The 19,079-nt window shown below is 67.6% G+C and carries 19 protein-coding genes; 8 read left to right on the top strand and 11 right to left on the bottom strand.

Annotated elements, in window-relative coordinates; translation table 11 throughout:
• Positions 1-31: 31 nt before the first annotated feature.
• Together thrS and NJQ44_RS14405 are read right to left on the bottom strand one after the other, a co-directional pair.
• A complete protein-coding gene (gene thrS / locus NJQ44_RS14400) occupies positions 32-1,960 on the bottom strand; it encodes a threonine--tRNA ligase (RefSeq protein ID WP_254272046.1) in 1,929 nt (642 codons plus the stop codon).
• A 61-nt stretch (positions 1,961-2,021) separates the two neighbouring features.
• Positions 2,022-2,603 carry an HTH domain-containing protein gene (locus NJQ44_RS14405; protein ID WP_254272047.1) on the bottom strand — a complete coding sequence of 194 codons (582 nt, stop codon included), beginning with the start codon at positions 2,601-2,603 and terminating at the stop codon, positions 2,022-2,024.
• Positions 2,604-2,765: 162 nt separating this feature from the next.
• Between NJQ44_RS14405 and NJQ44_RS14410 the strand changes: the two genes are divergently transcribed.
• The 3 genes from NJQ44_RS14410 to NJQ44_RS14420 all read left to right on the top strand — a co-directional run bounded on the left by NJQ44_RS14410 (position 2,766) and on the right by NJQ44_RS14420 (position 5,964).
• Complete coding sequence (locus tag NJQ44_RS14410; protein WP_254272048.1) at positions 2,766-3,197, top strand: universal stress protein; 432 nt, start codon at positions 2,766-2,768, stop codon at positions 3,195-3,197.
• 83 nt (positions 3,198-3,280) lie between these two features.
• A complete protein-coding gene (locus NJQ44_RS14415; RefSeq protein ID WP_254272049.1) occupies positions 3,281-3,793 on the top strand; it encodes a gamma carbonic anhydrase family protein in 513 nt (170 codons plus the stop codon).
• A gap of 254 nt (positions 3,794-4,047) precedes the next feature.
• A complete protein-coding gene (locus NJQ44_RS14420) occupies positions 4,048-5,964 on the top strand; it encodes a glutamate-cysteine ligase family protein (protein ID WP_254272050.1) in 1,917 nt (638 codons plus the stop codon).
• 1 nt (position 5,965) lies between these two features.
• On the opposite strand, the gene NJQ44_RS14425 is transcribed toward NJQ44_RS14420, so the two are convergent.
• Positions 5,966-6,691: a hypothetical protein gene (locus NJQ44_RS14425; RefSeq protein ID WP_254272051.1), complete on the bottom strand. Its 726-nt coding sequence runs from the start codon at positions 6,689-6,691 to the stop codon at positions 5,966-5,968.
• Positions 6,692-6,789: 98 nt separating this feature from the next.
• Here NJQ44_RS14425 and NJQ44_RS14430 point away from each other — a divergent pair, with 98 nt between their 5' ends.
• Entirely contained in the window at positions 6,790-7,263 is a 474-nt protein-coding gene (locus NJQ44_RS14430; RefSeq protein WP_254272052.1) for a redoxin domain-containing protein, read from the top strand.
• Positions 7,264-7,317: 54 nt separating this feature from the next.
• Here NJQ44_RS14430 and NJQ44_RS14435 read toward each other — a convergent pair whose 3' ends face one another.
• From NJQ44_RS14435 to NJQ44_RS14455, 5 genes are all read right to left on the bottom strand, one after another.
• Entirely contained in the window at positions 7,318-8,361 is a 1,044-nt protein-coding gene (locus NJQ44_RS14435) for a dipeptide epimerase (protein ID WP_254272053.1), read from the bottom strand.
• A complete protein-coding gene (locus NJQ44_RS14440) occupies positions 8,358-9,368 on the bottom strand; it encodes an N-acetyltransferase DgcN family protein (RefSeq protein WP_254272054.1) in 1,011 nt (336 codons plus the stop codon). Before NJQ44_RS14440 ends, NJQ44_RS14435 begins: the two co-directional genes overlap by 4 nt.
• 48 nt (positions 9,369-9,416) lie before the next feature.
• A complete protein-coding gene (locus NJQ44_RS14445) occupies positions 9,417-9,845 on the bottom strand; it encodes an ester cyclase (RefSeq protein ID WP_254272055.1) in 429 nt (142 codons plus the stop codon).
• Positions 9,846-9,938: 93 nt separating this feature from the next.
• Positions 9,939-10,640 (bottom strand): Bax inhibitor-1 family protein, encoded by a 702-nt coding sequence (locus NJQ44_RS14450; RefSeq protein ID WP_254272056.1) that lies wholly within the window; start codon positions 10,638-10,640, stop codon positions 9,939-9,941.
• Between the two features lie 61 nt (positions 10,641-10,701).
• A complete protein-coding gene (locus NJQ44_RS14455; protein ID WP_254272057.1) occupies positions 10,702-12,564 on the bottom strand; it encodes an ATP-binding protein in 1,863 nt (620 codons plus the stop codon).
• Between the two features lie 87 nt (positions 12,565-12,651).
• Here NJQ44_RS14455 and NJQ44_RS14460 point away from each other — a divergent pair, with 87 nt between their 5' ends.
• Both NJQ44_RS14460 and NJQ44_RS14465 read left to right on the top strand, forming a co-directional pair.
• On the top strand, positions 12,652-13,443 hold the full coding sequence (locus NJQ44_RS14460; protein ID WP_254272058.1) for an endonuclease/exonuclease/phosphatase family protein: 792 nt from the start codon (positions 12,652-12,654) through the stop codon (positions 13,441-13,443).
• Between the two features lie 109 nt (positions 13,444-13,552).
• On the top strand, positions 13,553-13,888 hold the full coding sequence (locus NJQ44_RS14465; RefSeq protein ID WP_254272059.1) for a DUF7113 family protein: 336 nt from the start codon (positions 13,553-13,555) through the stop codon (positions 13,886-13,888).
• A 1-nt stretch (position 13,889) separates the two neighbouring features.
• On the opposite strand, the gene NJQ44_RS14470 is transcribed toward NJQ44_RS14465, so the two are convergent.
• Complete coding sequence (locus NJQ44_RS14470; protein ID WP_254272060.1) at positions 13,890-15,143, bottom strand: DNA double-strand break repair nuclease NurA; 1,254 nt, start codon at positions 15,141-15,143, stop codon at positions 13,890-13,892.
• Positions 15,144-15,276: 133 nt separating this feature from the next.
• Here NJQ44_RS14470 and NJQ44_RS14475 point away from each other — a divergent pair, with 133 nt between their 5' ends.
• On the top strand, positions 15,277-16,194 hold the full coding sequence (locus tag NJQ44_RS14475) for a sodium:calcium antiporter (protein ID WP_254272061.1): 918 nt from the start codon (positions 15,277-15,279) through the stop codon (positions 16,192-16,194).
• Here NJQ44_RS14475 and NJQ44_RS14480 read toward each other — a convergent pair whose 3' ends face one another.
• A complete protein-coding gene (locus tag NJQ44_RS14480; protein ID WP_254272062.1) occupies positions 16,195-16,587 on the bottom strand; it encodes a DUF7522 family protein in 393 nt (130 codons plus the stop codon).
• A gap of 209 nt (positions 16,588-16,796) precedes the next feature.
• Between NJQ44_RS14480 and gpmI the strand changes: the two genes are divergently transcribed.
• Complete coding sequence (gene gpmI / locus NJQ44_RS14485) at positions 16,797-18,356, top strand: 2,3-bisphosphoglycerate-independent phosphoglycerate mutase (protein ID WP_254272063.1); 1,560 nt, start codon at positions 16,797-16,799, stop codon at positions 18,354-18,356.
• Positions 18,357-18,420: 64 nt separating this feature from the next.
• Here the strand turns inward: gpmI and NJQ44_RS14490 are convergent, their stop codons facing one another.
• Positions 18,421-19,074, bottom strand: a complete 654-nt coding sequence (locus NJQ44_RS14490; RefSeq protein ID WP_254272064.1) for an RNA 2'-phosphotransferase — start codon at positions 19,072-19,074, stop codon at positions 18,421-18,423.
• Positions 19,075-19,079: the final 5 nt, after the last annotated feature.

Below are 19,079 nucleotides of genomic sequence, written 5' to 3' on the forward strand. Positions count from 1 at the left end.
TGGCACGCCGACAGCGCCGTCGGGACGGCGGCTACCGTCCGGCGAGGAACGTCACGGCGGTCCGCTGCTGTTCGACTTCGGTTTCGAGGTGGTCGCGGAACTCGGCGAGGTCGATTTCCTTCTCCTCGCGCTCTTTGCGGTCGCGCACCGAGATGTCCCCCGCGTTCTCCTCGTTGTCGCCGATGATGAGCATGTAGGGGACCCGGTCGTCGTGGGCCTGCTGAATCTTCCGGCCGACGGTCCACGACCGGTCTTCGATTTTGACCCGGAAGTCGCCAAGTTCGTCTTGCAGTTCCTCACAGTAGGGGATGTTGTCGTCGGAAACGGGGAGGATACGGACCTGTTCGGGGGCCAACCACGGCGGGAACTTCCCGTTGTAGTGCTCGGTCAACACCATGAAGAACCGCTCGTAGGAGCCGTACAGCGCGCGGTGAATCATCACCGGGCGGTGGTCCTCGTTGTCCTCGCCCGTGTAGGTCAGGTCGAACCGCTCGGGCATGTTGAAGTCCAGTTGGACCGTGGGGCCGTCCCAGTTGCGCCCGAGTGCGTCCTCGAAGGCGAAGTCGATTTTGGGACCGTAGAACGCGCCGTCGCCCTCCTCGACGACGTAGTCGATGTCCTGAGCGTCGAGAACCGATTCGAGTTGGGACTCCGCTTTCTCCCAGATTTCGTCGCTGCCAACGGACTTCTCGGGCCGGGTGGCGAACTGGACGGTGTAGTCGAGGTTGAACGTGTCCAGCGTGTCGAGGATGATGTCGACGGTGGCCAGCACCTCCTGTTCTATCTGGTCGGGCCGGACGAACAGGTGGCCGTCGTCGATGGTGAACGCCCACGTCCGCGAGAGGCCCGACAGTTCGCCGCGCTGTTCTTTGCGGTACACCTTCCCGTCCTCGAAGTAGCGAACGGGGAGGTCACGGTAGGACCACGACTTCTGGTCGAAGATGGTCGCGTGGCCGGGACAGTTCATCGGCTTGAGGCCGTACTCCTCGTCGTTGACCTCCAGCAGGAACATGTCGTCGACGTAGTTGTCGTAGTGGCCGGACTTCTTCCACAGTTCCGTGCGGAAGACGTGTGGCGTCTCGATTTCGTCGTAGCCCGCGTCGCGGTTCAGTTCGGCGACGTAGTCCGACAGTTCGTTGAGAATCTTCTTGCCGTTCGGTTCGTACAGCGGGAGGCCCGGGCCGGTGGTGTCGTCGATGGAGAACAGGTCCATCTCCTGGCCGATTTTGCGGTGGTCGCGCTCCTGGGCCTTCTGTCGGCGTTCGAGGTAGTCGTCCAGTTCGCTCTGGGTGGGGAAGGCAGTCCCGTAGACGCGGGTGAGCGTCTCGTTGTCCTCCTCGCCGCGCCAGAACGCCGCCGAGATTTCCAGCAGGGCGAACCCACCGATTTCGCCGGTCGATTCGACGTGGGGGCCCTGACAGAGGTCGTAGAACTCGCCCTGTTCGTAGACGGAGACGGGGTCCTCACCGGCGGCCTCGGTTTCGAGGATGTCCTGCTTGAACGGGTTGTCCTCGTAGCGCTCGAAGGCCTCATCGCGGTCGACGAGAACGCGTTCGATGTCGTAGTCCTCCTCGATGATGGCCTCGGCCTCGTCCTCAATGGCTTCCAAGTCGTCCTCGTCTAAGTCGACGCCGGTGATGTCGTAGTAGAAACCGTCGTCGGTCCACGGTCCGATTGTCAGTGTCGCCTCGGGGAACTCGCGCTGGAGCGCCTGTGCGAAGACGTGGGCGGCCGAGTGGCGCAACACGTCGACGTACTCGTCGCTGGAGGGTGTGACGATGACCAGTTCGACGTCCGTCTCGATGGCCGTGTGCTTGTCGACTAACTCGCCGTCCACGACGCCCGCGACGGTGTCGTCACCGAGTCCCGGTCCGATTTCGTAGGCGACGTCTTCGACCGTACTACCGGCGTCCATCTCTAACGTGGACCCGTCCGGCAGCGTGACCGTGACCGTACTCATACCCGTGGATACGATAGCCGCCGGGGATAAGTGTATTGAGACGCGGACGCCCGCCCTCGAATCAGTTCGTCGTCAGGAGGTCGTGGTCGGCCCCGTCCGCGTCCTCTTCCTCCGTGACCGACCGGACGGATGCGACGCGGGTTGGCGGGTCCGCGACGGCGGCCTGCGCTATCGCCTCGTACTGCGTCGGGTCGCCAGCCTCCAGTTCCGCCAGTCGGTCGGAGACGGTCGTCACCTCGTCGCCGTCGGTGTGGGGCGTGACGCAGACGAGGTCGGCGCCGCGGTACTCGGCCAACAGCACCGCCGGGAACCGGATAGCCCGGTAGTGGGTGTCGTGCATCGTCGCGTCGACCTCTCGCATCTCGAAGGCTGGCGTCAGCGAAAGCCCGTTGGCCGCCGCCCACTCGCGGAAGACGGTGACGCGGTCGCGGGCGTACTCGCCGACGGCGGTCCGAGCGTCCGCCCGATTCGCGGGCGCTCGGTCGCCCCAGACGTGGACGTTCCGCTCGGCGAGGGGTCCGTCCTCGACCAGCGCGGCCGTCCGGTCGAGGACCGCGGTCTGTTGCTGATGGTAGCTCTCCGGTAGTAGCGACCGCAGGTACAACGCCGCTCGAACACCCCGTCTCTGGTCACTCCCGTGCATACTGATACCATAGTACGGGCCGATGGGTAAAAGTATGCTGGTTGACAAGTAATGCCGCGCTTACCGATTCGGTAAACAGTGGTAAATCGCCTCAGTCGAGATGGTCGTGTGGTGTGTCAACAGGGAGTTCTATGTGTCGGGGGCGCGGAGACGTGAGTGTCGATGTACGACAACGTACTCGTCGCGACAGACGGCAGTTCGGGCGCTACGGAGACGCTCACCCACGCCGTCGCCATCGCCCGCGACAACGACGCAGTGTTGCACGGTCTCTACGTCGTCGACAGACGCCTCTACCTCGCGGCGGAGAAAGACACACAGGACGACGTTCGGCAGTCGCTCGAAGAGGAGGGGGAGGTAGCGCTGGACGACGTCGCCGTCAGAGGAGAGGAAGCGGGACTGGAGACGGTGACGGAGATGGCCGAGGGCATCCCGCACAAGGTCATCACCGAGTACGCCGAGGCGGAGGGTATCGACCTCATGGTGGTGGGCACGCACGGGCGCACCGGCCGCAACCGCGTGGCGAACCTCGGGAGCGTCACCGAACGCGTCGTCGAGAACGCGCCGGTCCCGGTGCTGGTCGTCCACATCGACTGACCGCGCCGTACCGGCCCGAGGGAGACCTCTCTGTCGAGTGAAGTGACCGGTATCTTTTCGGATAACCCACACGCTGTACCGGTATGGACAGCCGCGAGTACGAGTTCGAGGGAGCCACGCCGGACATCCACGGATACGCGCACGTCAGCCGCGAAGCCACCGTCGTCGGCGACGTGAGCATCGGTCCGAACGCCAACGTCTGGCCGGGGTGCGTCCTCCGCGGCGACGTGGGACCCGTGGAAGTCGGCCGCCAGAGCGCCATCGGCGACGGCGCTATCCTTCACGCCTCCTCGGTCGGCGAGAAGGTGATGGTCGGCCACGGGGCCGTCCTCAACGACGCCGAGGTGCGCGACGGCGCGCTCGTCGGGTTCAACTCCACCGTCAGCGACGCCATCATCGGCAAGAGGTCAATCGTCGCCATGGGAACCGTCGTCCCGCCGGGCTACGAAGTCCCGCCGGAGTCGTTCGTCCGCGGGAGTCCCGCGCAGGTGACCCCGCTCTCGGAGACGAACATCGACCCCGACGAAGTGTTCGAGGCCTTCTCCTCGGGCGACTACGCCAATCTCGCCGCGCGGCACGAAGATTTGTTCGAGTAGGGCGAGACGCTGAGCGTACCGAAGCGTCTCGGAACAGCGCAGCGGTGAGGAACGACGAGCGAGCGACAGTGAGGGAGTCGGCCCTCGAGACGGAACGGCGAACGGAGTGGGCCGTGGAGTACGCCGCGAAACGCTGAGCGTAGCGAACGGCCCGCAAAACGGCGAGCCACGTGCTGGTTCTCGACGGCGACCGAAGCGCGCGGCCACCGTAACCGCCGCGGCAGTTATAAGGGAGGCACCGACACACACAGCACATGGACGATATCGTCGACCTGGTACGCCGGTCGCTCGCCGCCGAGACGTACACGGAGTTCGAAGACCGGGTCGACGCGCAGGCGAGAGAGTTGGAACGGGCCATCGAGGCGGGGGAGTTCGACAACGACGCGTTCTCGGTCGGTCTCGAAATCGAGTTGTACGCCATCAACAGCGAACCGGACCCGCCGGACCCCGAACCCGAGGCCGAGGAGGAAGTGAGCGAAGCGGACCTCGACGACGACCCCTCGGGCGGGTCGAACGCGTGGGACGACTCGCTAGAACCGGCCGCCGAGTCGGGCGGTGGCGGTGCGTCGCTCGAACCGGACAGCGGCGCGTCGTTAGACCCCGAGGGAGGGGCCGACGACGCGCTGGAATCAGACACCGGTGCGTCACTGGACGTGGAAGACGCCGACGACACCGAGAACGGCGGCGACGGACCCTCGCTCGACGTGGACCCGGACAGTCCGCTGGCCCAAGACGAGACGATAGCGACCGAAGACGAGAGCGAACCCGCGGTCGAGGTGGCCGCCACGGACGACGACGAACCGTACATGGACCCAGCGGACTGGGAAGGGCGACTCACGCGTCTCCCCGACGTGGTGTTCGAGGGCGAGGCCAACAAGGAACTGGGCCTGCACAACGCCGAGGTCAACACCGAACCCAACAGTTTCGACGGGAGCGGGATGGCGGTCCAGACCACCGCCGTCGAGATGCAGACGAAGCAGGCCCGCCAACAGGCCAGCAACCAGAACTGCGAACTCGTCTTGGACGCGATGTGGACCATCCCTCCCGAGGAAGGAAGCGAGGCGTACCTCTCGGCCCACGAGGAACGTGAGGGCGTGGTGATAGCCGAGAACATGCGGCAGGCCCCCCGATATGTCGCGCTGGACAACGAGGCACTCGGCCACGCCGGTGGCGAAATCGACTTCTCGGTCCCGGGGTACGACGGCGCGTTTCCGACCATCCTCTTCGAGTCGCTGGCGACCTCCATCCAGCCACACCTCCAGATTCCCGACAGCGATGCGTTCCCGGACTACTACAACGCCGCGATTCGGACCCTCGGCCCCCTGCTTGCGCTGTCGGCGAACTCGCCGTTCCTCCCGGCGGACATGTACGACGGCGTCGACGGCGCGTGGCTGTGTGACAACACCCACCACGAACTGCGCATCGCGGCCTTCGAACAGTCGGTCAACACGGGCGACCGGCCGAAGGTGCGGGTCCCGAGCGACATCGACGACGTGACCGACGTAGTCGACCGCGTCGTGGCGGACGAACTCTTCGCGCCGTTCCTGCGTGAGTGGCTGGCAGACGGCGACCGACGCGGCTTCGAAGACGAGTTCTGGGAGTTCGACCACAAGCGCGGGACCTACTGGCGGTGGCTCCGCTGTGTCGCCGGCGGCACGCCGGTCGACGGCGTCGCGAGCGAACGGTCGCTCCGCATCGAGTACCGGCCCCTGCCGACCCAACCGCACGTCGACGACATCGTCGGCTTGCAGGCGCTGACGGCTGGCCTCATTCGCGGCCTCGTCGTCGCGGACCATCCGCTCGCGGAACTGCCGTGGCAGGAGGCCGAGCGGAGTTTCTACGCCGCCGCGGAGGACGGCCTCGACGCCGACCTCTCGTGGGTGTCGACCCACGGCGAGCGGACGACGGACCACTCGGTCATCTTCGACGAGGTGTTCCGCTACGCCCGCCTCGGCCTCGACGCGCAGGGCGTCCCCGAGGCGACCGTCGACGAATATCTCGCGCCCATCGAGGCCCGCTACGAGGCCGGAGCGACGCCGAGTTCGTGGAAGGTCGGGCGCGTCCGCGAGTACCTCGACGACGGGCAGGCCGTCGGCGACGCCATCGAGGCGATGCAGCGGGACTACATCGCGAACAGCCGCGAGCACCACACCTTCGACGAATGGCTCTGAGTCAGCCGTAGACGGCCGTCCCGTCCAGCCACGGCGGTATCGGCACGCGGTCGATGTCGGTCCGCACGCGCATCCGTACCGTCCGAACCGTCCCGTCGGCGTATCGCTCGCGGTGGTCCACGTAGCGGATGCCCCCCCGACGGTCGACGTAGAGGCGCGAGTCGGCGGCGACGACCGTTCTGAACGCGCTCCGCGAGATGGTCGAGTTGGTCGTGTTCGCGCTGACGACGGCCAACCGTTCCCCGTTGCGGGTGACGGTTCCCGTCCGGTTGTAGACGAGGCCCGAGACGAGTTGCTGGAGGAAGAACAGCCCGCTCGCCGTCTCGACGTAGGGTACTTCGATGGACGTCTCTACCTGTCGCTCGACCCCCCGCTCGTAGCGGACGCCGTCGGCGACCACGGTGTCCGTCGTCGAGTTTCCGTATCGTCGCTGAACGCGGGCCACGTCGGCCTCGCGGTCGACCCACACGTCGACGGCCGTCTCGCCGCCCCCAGTGACCACGCGGCGGTGGAGGGTCCGCTCGCTAACCGTCCGGTGGTGGCCGATGACGATTTGACCGACGGCGGGCGTCCCGTCCTCGCTCTGTGGGAGCGTCACCGGCGCTGGCGGCGTCTCCGGGACCGGGGCCGCCGTCACCGGGGCCGTCTCGGTCGGTCGGCCGTCGTCGGCGAAGACGCCCGAGCATCCCGCGAGGACGACGAGCGCGACCGCCAGCAGCCGTCGCATACGCCCGCTTGGGCCGCTCTCGGCATGTAGCTACGGGACTCGGGCAGCGGCTCCCGGCTTACCACCATTTATCCGAATCAAACGCGAAGCCGTGGGTGATGGTTTCCACAGGCGAATCCGCGCCGAACATCTCGGCGACAGTCGCGAACGGTGAGGTAGAAGCGTTCGAACTCGACGACCACCTCGACGACGGCCCCGTCGTGCTGGCCTTCTTCCCCGGCGCGTTCACGCCGCCGTGTTCCAACGAGATGGTCGCACTGCAGGACCACCTCGGCGACTTTCACGACGCCGGAGCGACCGTCCTCGGTCTGAGCGCGGACTCGGCGTTCTCGCTCAACGCCTTCCGCGACGAACACGACCTCGGATTCTCGCTCCTCAGTGACATGGACCGGGACGCCATTCAGGACTACGGCCTCGAAATCGACATCGAGGAACTCGGCCTCCTCGGCGTCGCCAACCGCGCCGTTTTCGTCGTCGACGACGAGGGCGACGTCGCCTACGACTGGGTCGCCGACGACCCGACCAACGAACCGGACTACGCCGAATTGGTCGAGGCCGCCGAGAGCGCCTGACGCCGGCCTACACCAGCAAATTCTTTCGCTCGTCGACCGATAGCGGCGCCGCCGTCACGCCTCGAAGTCGGGGGTCGGTCGCGCGCCCGTCCCCGACTCGATGGCCCGGAGGTCGAACCGGTCGTCGGCGAGGGGGACGCCGTCGTAGGGGTCCGCGTCGAGCAACAGCGCGCCGTCTAGGTCGACGTAGTCGACAAGCGGCGAGAGGGAGACGGCGGCGGCGATGGAGGCGTTGGACTCGACCATACACCCGAGCATCGTCGAGAGGCGGTGGGCGTCGGCGGCGTGGACGATACGGCGGGCCGCCCGCGGGCCGCCGCACTTCATCAGTTTCACGTTGACCACGTCGCAGGCGTCCGCGACGCGGGGCACGTCCGTCGCCGTGACGCAGGCCTCGTCGGCACACACGGACATCGGTGTCGTCTCCGTGACCCGTCGTAGCCCGTCGACGTCGTCGGCGGGAACCGGTTGTTCGAGCATCGTTACCCCCGCCTCGGCCAGCCATCCGGCGTTCTCGACGGCCCTCTCGGCGTCCCACGCGGCGTTGGCGTCGACGCGGAGTTCGGCGTCGGGTGCGGCCTCGCGCACGGCGTCGAACCGCGCCCGGTCGTCCTCGGCCCCGAGTTTCACTTTCAATCGCGAAAAGCCCGCGTCGACGGCCGCACGGGCCTTCTCTGCCATCTTCTCCGGCGGGTCGATGCCGACCGTATAGGTCGTCGGCGGGGCCGCGTCGGGGTCCAGTCCCCACTGGCGATACAGGGGGACACCGAGCGACCGGGCAGCGAGGTCCGCGAGTGCGATTGAGACCGCCGCTCTCGCGGCCGGTTCCTTCGGGGCCCGTTCGCGCAAGCGTCGCTCGATTCGTTGCCCTGCGTGGGGGTCGCCGATTTCCGCGACGGCCTCCAACAGCGTGGGGAGCGTCGACTCGACGCTCGTCGGCGTCTCGCCGTAGTACTCGGTCGGCGTCGCCGCGCCGACCCCCGTCACGCCGTCGTGCGTGAGTTCGACGACGACGGCGGGACTCGTGGCGCTGGTCCGGCGGGCGATGCCGAAGGGCGTCGACAGCGGCAAGTCGTAGCGTTCGACGCGCCAGTTCATAGAATCGCGTCGAGCACTTCGTCGGGGACGCCGTCCCGGACCGGGTCCGTCGCCGGGACGCCGATGGCGTCGGCGTAGTCGGTCACCGCCGTCTCGGCCTCGTCGGCGTCGAGTTTGCTGGTGTTCAGCGACCCGGCGACCACCTCCGCGCCGGAGACGGGGGCCGCCATCTGCTCGTAGAGGTCGACGTACTCTGAGAGCGGCGGGATGGCGAACGATTCGTAGCCGTGGACCACCTCCTGCCCGGCGTTGTGACACATCACCAGCGCATCGGGTGCGGACCCGTGGAGGATGCTCGTCGTCACGCCGGAGTACGCCGGATGGGCGAGCGACCCCTGCCCCTCGACGATGAGCAGGTCCGCGTCCGCGGGCGTCTGGACCAACCGCTCGACGGCCCCGGCGGCGTAGTCCGAGATGACCCGGTCGACGACGATGCCCCATCCGGTGATGGCGATGCCGGTCTGTCCGGTCGGGACGACGGCCGCCTCGATGCCCCGCTCTCTCGCGGCGTCGCGCAGTTCGAAGGAGGCGGTCATCTTCCCCGTCGAGCAGTCCGTGCCGACGGTGGTGACGACGGTGGCGTCCACGTCCCCCGCGGTCCCCTCGGCGACGGTCAAGTCGTCGGGCGGTTTCCGGAGGTCGTCGAGGGCCCCGCCGTGTTCGGCGGCGAGGCGGACGAACTCTTCGTCGTCTTCGAGGAAGTCGTGGAGGCCGGACATGACGGTACATCCCCGCTCCAGCGCCGCGCGCACGTCGGGACGCCACGATTCGTCGAACTGGCCGCCGATGGGCGAGATACCGACGACGAGGGCGTCTATCTCGGGCACGTCGGCCATCGATGCGACGATGGGAGCGTCCTGTACGTCCGGGAGCACGTCGGCGACGCGGCTTCCGGCGCGCTCTCTGTCGACGACGGCGCGGACCTCGTGGTCACCGTAGCGGAGCAACCCGACGGCCGTCTTGGCGCGGTCGGGGAACGATTCGTGGGCGAGGACGGCGACCTGCATACGAGAACTGACGCGGGGGGTCCGCGTAAAAGTATGGTCGGACGTGCCTCACTCCTCGTCGAGGTCGAGTTGCGCGGCGAGTTCCTGCGGCTCGTAGTACACCCACTCGCGCTGAATCCGTCCGTCTTCGACCTCCATCTTGTCCATGAAGTTTATTTCGACCCGCTGACCCGTCGGCGGGATGCCGTCGAAATCGCCGTCGTGGGTCCCGGTGAACGTCGCGTCGAACATCACGACGCCGTCGTCGGCGAGCACGTCGCCGACGGTTATCTGCAGGTCCGGAAACCCGGTCGCGAACTCCCGTATCCACTCTTCGACGCCGCCCGGACCGCGGACCGTCCCGTCCGGTGCGCCGGGTTCGTACATGACGAACGACGGCGCGACGATGTCCCGAATCGTCTCGTACGCCCGTTCGTTCCACACGGCCAGATACGCGTCGACGACGGCCGGTGCGTCGCGGCGAGTAATCGATACCATCGTGATACACCGTGTGCTAGTTCGGTTCGCGGCAGAATATACACTCCTTCGGAGTAGAGGCCAGATAGCGACAGATACGCGCCGAATGGTCGGTTACTGGTCCAGCGTCGAGAGGACGCGCAGGACCCACTGGAGGACGTGGATGAACACGCCCATGACAGCGACGTAGATGCCGATGGCGTTGCGCAGGTCGCTGGCGTAGCGGTTCGTCTTCACCGCCCAAATCTCGTAGGTCAGGTCGACGACGAACCCGAGGAAGAAGAGGAGTCCGGCGACGACGAGCAGTATCGAGGCGACGAACACGCCCGCCGCGCCGACGACGAGGCCGCCGATGAAACAGGCGAACGCGTAGGTCTGCCACCGCGAGAAGTCGTGGTCGGTGCGGAAGACGACCAGCGTGATGGCGGCGGTGATGAGGCCGGTGACGACCGCTGTGATACCCAGTGCCGGGACGCGGAGCGAGGGCGCGACGGCGTACAGCAAGGCCGCCCCGAACACGCCGTAGCCGCTCTGAATCAGCGCGACGCCAGCGGCGGCCAATCCCATAGTGTCCCGCTGGATGCCCTTCGTCGCCAGCCAGTACCCGCCCCCGACGGAGACGGCGAAGGCGGCGACGCCGACGAAGAAGTTCGAGAACAGCGCCGCGCCGAGGGGCGCGAGGGGCGTGTACGACAGCGCCAACATCACGAGGACGTTCGCCGCGACGAGGGCCGTCCCCATCCCGACGATTTTGCTCACGTTCTGGTCGACGGCCGCGCCGGGCGTCGCTCGCGACCGCTCGAAAGTCCCACTCATGTATGGTGGTCGAATCGACACCGACACATGAGCTTTCTGTCCGCGTTCCGTGACCGGACTCTCAGTCCCGGCCGTGGCGGGTCACACAGGTCGAGAGGCCGATGAGTTCGACGGGTTCGGAGTTGTCCGGCGAGTAGACGACGCGCTGGCCCTTCTCCATGTAGGGCACCTTCGATTCGAGGTTGCTGGGGATGTTCACGGCCTTGATGGCGTCCTCGTCGCCCAGATTGAGGACCATCGTCGTGTTTATCTGCTTGAACACGGGGTCGGCGATGTCCTGTGGGTCCTGCGTGATGAGGTACAGGCCCAACCGCTCTTTCCGGCCCTGTTTGGCTGCTTCGGTGAACTTCCCGATGACCTTCCGGCCCTGGACGCTGTCGGCGTCGGTGAGGAAGTTGTGCGCCTCGTCCATTCCGAGGACGAGGGGCGTCTCCTTGATGCGGTCGTAGCGCGGGTCGTTCGAGAGTTTCTGGTCGATGAGGAGGCTGGACACCGCGAGCACGATGGTCGACGCCGTCCGGGAATCGGTGATGTGGTAGGTGGGGATGACGGTGAGGCCGCCGTCGCGGACGAGGCGGGCGACTTGGTCGGTGATGGGTTCGGCGTCCTGGTCGAAGACGGCCCCGAACCCGCGGACCCGCCGTTTCACGGCGTCGAAGGTTGCCTCGTGTACGTCACCGGCCTCGTGGAGTTCCTCTTTCAGCGCCGGGTCGTCGAGGAAGGTGAGGAACTGGTCGTAGGTGGCTCCCCGGCCGTACTCGCGCTTGAACCGCGGCAGGAAGGTGTTGACCAAGGCCCCGTACTGGTTGTCGTTGAGGCTGGACCCGGCGATGAGCCACGGGTTGCCGTGGACCAGCGAGAAGGGGATGGTGAACTCCACCTGTTCGGCGTGGTGGTGACTGGCGCTGTAGTTCGTCCCGGCCACCTTCGGGATGAAGGCGATAGTGTCGTCGTACCCGCCGTAGGCGACCCCCTCGCGCTCACAGCGGCGGGCGAAGTCGTCGGTCAGGTCGGGGTTGTCGTCGTGCATCTGGGCGTACTCGTCTTGGGGGTCGAACTGGACGACGGCCAGTTCGGGCGAGCGGCCGTCGCTCATCTCGTAGGTCCGCCCGAGGTACTGCCGGAGGACGTTCTTCGAACTGTGGGTCTTCCCGGACCCCGTGCCACCGGCGACCAGCGTGTGCCGGAAAATGAGGGGGTCGCCGTCGGTGTAGTCGTCCTTCAGGCGGTAGTCGATGGTCGGCGGTTCGGCGCTCGTGCGGACCTTCTCCCCGCCGACCGAGAGGTGACCGAGGAAGACGCCGTCCTCGGGAATCTTCAGGCCGGTCTTGATTTCGGACTTGTCGGTGGCCTCCCGGACGGCGGTGTCTGGTTTCGGTATCCGGTCGGTCATCCGCCGCTTCAGTTCGCCGCCGTCCTGATAGAGGACGGCGAGCGGGTCCAGTTCGGCCATGAACTTGAAGTCGCGTTCGTCGATGCTCGTCTCGCGCATCGCGCGGCGGGCGTGAATCTCGGTGGCGTCGTCGGTGCGGAATTCGCGGGCGTACTCCAAGGCAGAGATGCGACAGAAGAGGCGCTCGCCGTCGGGGTAGGGGACGAGAAGGTACTTGCCGATGCGGACCGTCGAGCGGTTCCCGGCGGTGACGTACGCCCGGAGCGCGCACTCCTCGGCGTCCTCGCTGATGCGAAGGCCGTTCGCGGCCGAGAGGACGCCGAGACCGGTGTCGACGCCGGTCGGGCCGATGTCGTCGACCTCCTCGAAGTCGTCGTCTCGGTCGGTGGCCGCGTCGGTCGCGGTGCTCGCTCCCGTCTCCGCCGACGACTGGGCGGTCGTCTCGGTTGTCTCGCTGGCGGTCGCGGCGTCGGCGCTCTCGGCGTCGCCGTCGTCGCCGTCGAAATCGGTGAAGTCCCCCAAGTCGGACATATCGCCACCGACGGTAGCCGGGGACTAACACCTTTCCCCGCCGCGGCGGAAGTGAAACCTTACGCTCGTGGCCCGGTAGGATGGGGTATGGACAAGGCGCGGGTGATGTCGTTCAACGTCCGGTACGACGCTCCCGAAGACGGACTGGACAACTGGTCGCACCGTCGACGACTGGTCGCCAGCACGATACGGTACCACGGCCCCGACATCGTCGGGACACAGGAGGCACAGGCCCACCAGATACTCGAACTGGAGACGGTCCTGCCGAGTTACGACTGGGTGGGTGACCCGCGCGACACCGTGGAGGCGGGCGGCGAACACACCGCCATCGGCTACCGGACCTCCCGGTTCGACTGCGAGGCGACCGAGACGTTCTGGCTCTCTGAGACCCCCGACGAACCCGGGAGCGTCGGGTGGGACGCGGCCTATCCGCGCGTCGCCACCTCCGCGCGGTTGCGCGACCGGGACTCCGGGGAGGTGGTCGTCGTCGTGAACACGCACTTAGACCACAAGGGTGCACGCGCCCGGCGAGAGGGCATCGACCTGATTCTCTCGTACATCGACGACACCGTCGACGGCGAACCGGTCGTCCTCAACGGCGATTTCAACTGCGTCGTCGGCGACCCGGCACACGAACGCGCCGACGGCCACGCCCTCCCCGACGGCCGGGAACTCCGTGATACGCGCGACCTGAGCCCGTTTCAGCACGGGCCGACGACGACCCGGACGGACTTTCACGACCTCATCCCGGACATGGGCATCGACCACGTGTTCGTCGGTAGCGACACCGTCGTCGACGGGTGGGCCGCGGTCGCCGACCGGGACGACGAACACTACGCCTCCGACCACCTCCCTGTCGTCGTGGACTGTCGGTTCTGAGGCGCGGTTCGGTCGCCACCCCGTGTCGTATGATAGCGACCCACAGGCACCATACGTCTAAAAGCCTTTCGCGGGGAGGCTTTTGCACGTACGGCCCCTACGCCTCGGTATGTTGTTCATTCGCGGGACCACCGGGGGGACCGGTCTGACCGGCACGCTGTACGAACCGGGCGAAGACCCGCCGTCGTTCCGGGGCGCGCCGGACGAGGGGTCGCCGTACGTCTGGGTGTGTGACGCCTTCTACGAAGTCGAGAGCGGCGGGCAGGTCCAGGCCATCGGTGACCGGGAACTCCGCGTTGCCTTCGAGTCGCCGATGCCCCGCGGATTCGAGACGCGCGAGACGGCCATCGAGGCGGCGAAAGACCACGTCCGGACGCAGTTCGCGCGCCTCGGCGTCGAGGAGGCCGCTGTCGAGGTGACCGTGCTGCAGGTCGAGGAAGCGTAGGTCAGAACACTTCATCGGCCGCGCCCCAGCGGGTGTCGTTGTACTCTTTCTCCCGGTCGGTGTCGAACGCCTGTTCGATGCGGCGAGTGAGTCGTTCGCCGCCCTCGCGGTCGATGCTGGCGAGTTCGTCGGCCTTCGCGACGGCCAGCGGCGGCCCCTTCCGGGCGGCCACGTCGTGGAGAATCTGCCGCGTGAGTCGTTCTCGGCGCTCCTCGTCACTCGTGAACGCGTAGGGCGCTTCCACGCGGAAGACGAGGTCGCTCCGGGGGTCGTAACAGACGAAGAAGGTGACCTCGTACAGTTCGGGGTCCAGCGAGCGCTCGATGCCGAGGGCGTCGCCGTCGGCGGCCATCACGCCGTCGGTTCCGGCCCGCGAGCGGAACCAGTTCGTGCAGGTGAGCGCGTCCGTCAGGAGTTCCCCGTCCTCGTCGCGTCGCTCCAGTACGCGGCGGAAGAACGCGGTGTCGTTGACCCACGGCGCGTTCGTCCGCTTGCGGACCCCGCGGGTCAGCGCCTTCGTCGAGGAGTTCTTGATGAACCCGACCAGCGGCACGTCCCGGTCGACGAACCGCTCGACGAGTTCGACGTAGTTGCCGACGACGGTTTTCGGTTCGTCGCTCTCGTCCAGCAGTTCGGCCAGTTCGGTGTCGCGGTCGGCCCACCGCAACAGGCCCGTCGGATAGAGCGGCCCGTCCAAGATGAACAGGTCCTCGACGGTGTCGGCGTTCAACAGCGCGTGTTCGCTCTCGGCGAGGTAGAGGGCCAGCGCGTGGACGACCCGTTGCTCGAAGCGGTCGACCTTCGGGGCGTCGAGCACCCGGCGGCGGCCGTAGCCGTGGTCGAGGCCCTGCCAGTCGCCGTCGAACGCGATGGTCGCGTCGTTGGAGTGGACGGCCATGATGATGGTCCGACCGCGGTGCAGTTCCACGTCCGACGGCGTCGCGCTCATCGCCGCCTGGGCCACGTCGATGACGAGGCCGTTCTTGAACGTCGTCGGGTTGATGGTCCCCGAGTCGAGGCCGTGTTGCGTGGGGTAGGGCGGCTCCGTGAGCGCGGCATCCTCGATGTCGACCATCCGGCGGCGTTGCTCGCCCATCGGTGCCAGTAGCTCACCCCCGTGCGTGTCGTAGAGCGGGTCCAGAAAGTTCGCCCACACCGTCTCGGCGGCGGCCCCCTGGTCACTCGTCTCGACGGTCTGGCGAACCTGTCTGGCGAGGCTCGCGATGCCGTCGACGTGTACCGGGTCCAGCGTCATGTGCGTGGGTTCGGGGGCGCGAGCATAACTCTGGTGGGGACAGACACAACAGTTAGGAGCGTGCTGTCGGTAGGCCGCCCCATGTGGGAGACAGTCGCCGAAAGAGTGCGCTACCTGCGGGAGCGACGCTGAGATGGTCGTCTTCGACGTGTTGTTCGTCGGCGTCGCCGTCGTCGCCCTCTGGTTCGGGGCCGACCAGTTCGTTACGGGAGCGGCCCGTCTCGCTCGCCGACTCGGCGTCCCGGGGCTGGTCGTCGGCCTCACCGTGGTCGCCTTCGGCACGTCCGCCCCCGAGTTCGCGGTGACGCTGGACGCCGCGCTGGCCGGGCAGACGGACATCTCCGTCGCGAACGTCGTCGGGTCGAACGTCCTCAACCTCGGGTTCATCCTCGGCGGCGTGGCCCTCGTTCGGGCGCTGACGGCGTCGACGGCGCTGCTCCGCCGCGACACCGTCGTCCTCGTCCTCTCGTCGCTCGTCCTCGTAGCGCTCGTCTCCGACGGCCGTCTCACGCGCCTCGAAGGCGGCCTGCTGTTCGGAGCGCTCCTCGTCTATCTCGGCGTCCTCGCTCGCGTCGGCGGCGGAAGCGTCGAACCGGACACCGACCAGCGGTTCCACTGGCCGGACGTGGGTCGCCTCGTCGGCGGCCTCGCACTGGTCGTCGGCGGCGGCCACCTGTTGGTCGTCTCGGCCGTCGACATCGCGCAAGTCGTCGGCGTCTCCGAGTGGGTCATCGGCCTCACCGTCGTCGCCGCGGGCACCTCGCTCCCGGAGTTCGCCACGTCGATGGCGGCGGCCACGCAGGGGCGGACGGGCATCTCCGCGGGGAACCTCGTCGGCAGTTGTATCTTCAACGTTCTGGGCGTCCTCGGACTGGCCGCGGTGGTTCACCCCCTCCCGGTCGCGCCCGTCGGTATCGAGGGAGCGACGTGGCTCCTCGGGACGACGGTGCTGGTGCTCGTCCTCTTTTATACGGAAGAAGTGCTGTCGCGGCTGGAAGGCGGTCTGTTGGTCGTCCTCAACGCCGCGAACTGGGTCGTGAACCTGCTATGATTACTCTTTGCCCGACTCCTCGCGGAGGAGGCGTTCGATGGCCTCGGCGATTTCCTCGTACGAGCTCATCGAGAGGCCGTCGGTGGTGATGAGGATACCCTGGCGCTCCGTCGTGACCCGGAGGAGATAGCCGTTCTCGAAGGCCCGAACCGTGAACTTGTAGTCGCCGAGTTCGGACTCCTGATACGCGTTCTTCGTCTGTTTGTAGCCCTGCCACTCGTGGCCGACGAAGGTGTTCAGGTCGGCGTCCTGTTCTAAGTCCTCGCGGAGGTACAACTGCTCGAAGTTCGCCCGCGTGAAGTACGTGACCGACCGCAGGGAATCCCCGGTCGCCGTCCGCGCCGTCGTGACGATGCTGTCGGCGAGGTCCTCCGAGAGGATGTTTCGTGTCATGCCCATAGGGTGACGGGCCAGCGTCTTAAGGTCGGGGTTCCCGGCGACGGGGTTCGGTCTTCCGGGACGCTCACTCGGTTCGTTCGGCGTCGAGGGCCGCCAGCGCCGCGCCGCCTGGCCCCGGTCCGGCGAGCGCCGCCTAAGCGCTACGGAGCGGTCCGTTCGGTCCGACCGAAGGGCTATTACGCGGGTCGTGCGACCCGCCTAGTATGCAAGTCGGGCTCGTAATCCTCGACGGCTGGGGCCTGAACCCGGACGACGACGTTCGGGACGCGGTGGCCGCCGCCGACACGCCGAACTTCGACCGGTACTGGGACGCAGGCGCACACTCGACGCTGGAGACGCACGGCCGCCGCGTCGGCCTCCCGGAGGGCCAGATGGGCAACTCCGAGGTCGGCCACCTCAACATCGGGGCCGGACGCGTCGTCAAGCAGGACTCCGCCCGCGTCAGCGACAGCATCGCTCGCTCGCGTGGCGAGGTCGCGGCCGACGAGACGGCCGAGGACCCGCCCTTCTTCGAGAACGAGCGGGTTCTGTCGGCCTTCGAGTACGCCGAGGACCACGGCGGCCGCGTCCACTTCATGGGACTGGTCTCGGACGGCGGCGTCCACTCCTATCAGGACCACCTCCACGCGCTCATCGAACTCGCCGACGAGCGAGACGCCGACGCCGTGACCCACGCCTTCACCGACGGCCGCGACACCTCGCCGAAAGGCGGCGAGGGCTACCTCGCAGAACTGGAAGCACACGCCGACGACCACGGGACCGGACGGGTCGCCACCGTAACCGGCCGCTACTACGCGATGGACCGCGACCAGAACTGGGACCGGACACGCCGGGCCTACGACGCCATCGTGAACCGCGAGGCCGACCACACCGCCGCGTCGGCCGTCGCCGCCGCCACCGAGTCCTACGAGCGCGGGGACACCGACGAGTTCGTCGAACCGACGCTCGTCGAGGGCGGGGCCGCCCTCGAAGACGGGGATGCGGTCGTCTTCTTCAACTTCCGGTCGGACCGCGCCCGCCAACTCACGCGGATGCTCGCCGACATCCGGCCGGAGGACTGGGGGGCCGACACCGAACCGCCGGCGACACGGGTCGTCACCATGACCCAGTACGACGCCACGTTCGACCTCCCCATCGCGTTCCCGCCGAACCAACCGCAAGACGTGCTGGGCGAGGTGCTGGCCGACGCCGGGAAGACTCAACTCCGACTCGCCGAGACGGAGAAGTACGCCCACGTCACCTACTTCCTCAACGGCGGCCGCGAGGTGGAGTTCGACGGCGAGGTTCGACACATCGTCGAGAGTCCCGACGTGCCCACCTACGACCTGCAACCCGAGATGAGTGCCCCCGAGGTGACCGACACCGCCATCGGGGTCATCGAGAGCGAGGACCCCGACGCGATGGTGCTCAACTACGCGAACCCGGACATGGTGGGCCACACCGGCGACTTCGAGGCGGCCGTCGAGGCCGTCGAAGCCGTCGACGAGCAGTTGGGGCGACTCGCCGCGGCGATTCAGGCCGCTGGCGGGCACCTCCTCGTCTGTGCCGACCACGGCAACGCCGACAACATGGGGACCGAATCCGACCCCCACACGGCCCACACGACCAATCCCGTCCCGTTCATCTACGTCTCACCGGACGGGACTGCGGGCGGCAAGACGGCCCGCGACGGCGGGACGCTGGCCGACCTCGCGCCGACGATGCTCGCGCTCATGGGCGTCGAGCGACCCGACGCGATGACCGGCACGCCGCTGGTCGAGTAGTCGAGTAGTCGATTCGCCGCCTTCGCGTCGACCGCGCTACGCTGTCCTGAACGCGGAGTGACCGCTACGCCCCGTCCAACCGCGAGAGGTACCGCGGCGGGACGAAATCGGTTGTGAACGTCGCCCGTCCGCGTCGGGTCACGTCGTGAGCGTCGGCCTCCATCGCGGCGGCGTCGACCACCAGCACGACCGGGTCGCTGGCGTGGCGCGCGCCGACTTCGCGGGCCGTCTCCACGTCACCGGAGAGGTGGACCTGCTGGCGACCCATCGGTTTCAAGCCCTCCGTGAGAATCGCGTCGACGTTCCGCGGCGCGGTGCCGTGATACAGCGTCCCGGGCACCGGGTCGTCGCCAGCGTCGAGGGTCACGTCGACAGAGTGGCCGTAGGCCGCGCGAACCCGGTCGGCGTCGCCGTCGCCGCCGGTCCGCTCGAACCGCCCTTTCGGGTCCGTGGCGACCACCGCCGCCAGCGACTCGCGGTCGGCCCAGCCGTACTTTCGCTCGACGGCGGCGACCAGCGAGTCGAACGGCGTCCATCCGGCGTCGTCGAGTCTTATCCCGGCGTCGGCGGGGAAGTGTCGGAGCGCGCCCGAGACGAACTTCGAGAGGCGTCGCCGTCGGTCACCCGAGAGGACGGGGCGGCCCCCTGACGCACAGGCGGGACAGGCCTCGCCCTCGAAGAAACCGTGGTCCTCGCAGATTCGGACGGCGTCGGGCATCACCC

Source organism: Haloarcula marina (genome assembly GCF_024218775.1).
Taxonomy (GTDB): Archaea; Halobacteriota; Halobacteria; order Halobacteriales; family Haloarculaceae; genus Haloarcula; species Haloarcula marina.

Bases quoted from the DNA above. Each gene is read 5' to 3' on its own strand.
- thrS (WP_254272046.1), bottom strand. From the start codon at position 1,960: ATGAGTACGGTCACGGTCACGCTGCCGGACGGGTCCACGTTAGAGATG.
- NJQ44_RS14405 (WP_254272047.1), bottom strand. From the start codon at position 2,603: ATGCACGGGAGTGACCAGAGACGGGGTGTTCGAGCGGCGTTGTACCTG.
- NJQ44_RS14410 (WP_254272048.1), top strand. From the start codon at position 2,766: ATGTACGACAACGTACTCGTCGCGACAGACGGCAGTTCGGGCGCTACG.
- NJQ44_RS14415 (WP_254272049.1), top strand. From the start codon at position 3,281: ATGGACAGCCGCGAGTACGAGTTCGAGGGAGCCACGCCGGACATCCAC.
- NJQ44_RS14420 (WP_254272050.1), top strand. From the start codon at position 4,048: ATGGACGATATCGTCGACCTGGTACGCCGGTCGCTCGCCGCCGAGACG.
- NJQ44_RS14425 (WP_254272051.1), bottom strand. From the start codon at position 6,691: ATGCGACGGCTGCTGGCGGTCGCGCTCGTCGTCCTCGCGGGATGCTCG.
- NJQ44_RS14430 (WP_254272052.1), top strand. From the start codon at position 6,790: ATGGTTTCCACAGGCGAATCCGCGCCGAACATCTCGGCGACAGTCGCG.
- NJQ44_RS14435 (WP_254272053.1), bottom strand. From the start codon at position 8,361: ATGAACTGGCGCGTCGAACGCTACGACTTGCCGCTGTCGACGCCCTTC.
- NJQ44_RS14440 (WP_254272054.1), bottom strand. From the start codon at position 9,368: ATGCAGGTCGCCGTCCTCGCCCACGAATCGTTCCCCGACCGCGCCAAG.
- NJQ44_RS14445 (WP_254272055.1), bottom strand. From the start codon at position 9,845: ATGGTATCGATTACTCGCCGCGACGCACCGGCCGTCGTCGACGCGTAT.
- NJQ44_RS14450 (WP_254272056.1), bottom strand. From the start codon at position 10,640: ATGAGTGGGACTTTCGAGCGGTCGCGAGCGACGCCCGGCGCGGCCGTC.
- NJQ44_RS14455 (WP_254272057.1), bottom strand. From the start codon at position 12,564: ATGTCCGACTTGGGGGACTTCACCGATTTCGACGGCGACGACGGCGAC.
- NJQ44_RS14460 (WP_254272058.1), top strand. From the start codon at position 12,652: ATGGACAAGGCGCGGGTGATGTCGTTCAACGTCCGGTACGACGCTCCC.
- NJQ44_RS14465 (WP_254272059.1), top strand. From the start codon at position 13,553: ATGTTGTTCATTCGCGGGACCACCGGGGGGACCGGTCTGACCGGCACG.
- NJQ44_RS14470 (WP_254272060.1), bottom strand. From the start codon at position 15,143: ATGACGCTGGACCCGGTACACGTCGACGGCATCGCGAGCCTCGCCAGA.
- NJQ44_RS14475 (WP_254272061.1), top strand. From the start codon at position 15,277: ATGGTCGTCTTCGACGTGTTGTTCGTCGGCGTCGCCGTCGTCGCCCTC.
- NJQ44_RS14480 (WP_254272062.1), bottom strand. From the start codon at position 16,587: ATGACACGAAACATCCTCTCGGAGGACCTCGCCGACAGCATCGTCACG.
- gpmI (WP_254272063.1), top strand. From the start codon at position 16,797: ATGCAAGTCGGGCTCGTAATCCTCGACGGCTGGGGCCTGAACCCGGAC.
- NJQ44_RS14490 (WP_254272064.1), bottom strand. From the start codon at position 19,074: ATGCCCGACGCCGTCCGAATCTGCGAGGACCACGGTTTCTTCGAGGGC.